Source organism: Janthinobacterium sp. NKUCC08_JDC (assembly GCF_019345575.1).
GTDB classification, from domain to species: domain Bacteria; phylum Pseudomonadota; class Gammaproteobacteria; order Burkholderiales; family Burkholderiaceae_D; genus Janthinobacterium; species Janthinobacterium aestuarii.
On the sequence record NZ_JAHKQW010000055.1, the window covers coordinates 1 to 287 of the forward strand.

Annotated in this window: 2 tRNA genes; both read right to left on the minus strand. The window is 55.1% G+C overall.

Annotated features, from left to right (window positions below):
• Positions 1 to 33 precede the first annotated feature (33 nt).
• Positions 34 to 109: transfer RNA gene (locus KO538_RS29080), tRNA-Ala, on the minus strand.
• 68 nt (positions 110 to 177) lie between these two features.
• A tRNA-Ile gene (locus KO538_RS29085) sits at positions 178 to 254 on the minus strand.
• Positions 255 to 287 lie beyond the last annotated feature (33 nt).

A 287-nucleotide genomic window follows, 5' to 3' on the forward strand; every position in this document is an offset into this window, starting at 1 on the left:
ACCGGCTTACGTTTGCACTTTCGAGTAAAACTTTGGTGGAGGATGACGGGATCGAACCGACGACCCCCTGCTTGCAAAGCAGGTGCTCTCCCAGCTGAGCTAATCCCCCTGTGGGTATTACATTACTGGTAGGTCTGGCTGGACTAGCGTCCACCTTACCCCCGGGTCTGTTTTTGCTGGTAGGGCTGGTTGGACTCGAACCAACGACCCCCGCGTTATCAACACGGTGCTCTAACCAGCTGAGCTACAGCCCCAACGCGGTGCTACTACGACTACTGTTTCTTCTT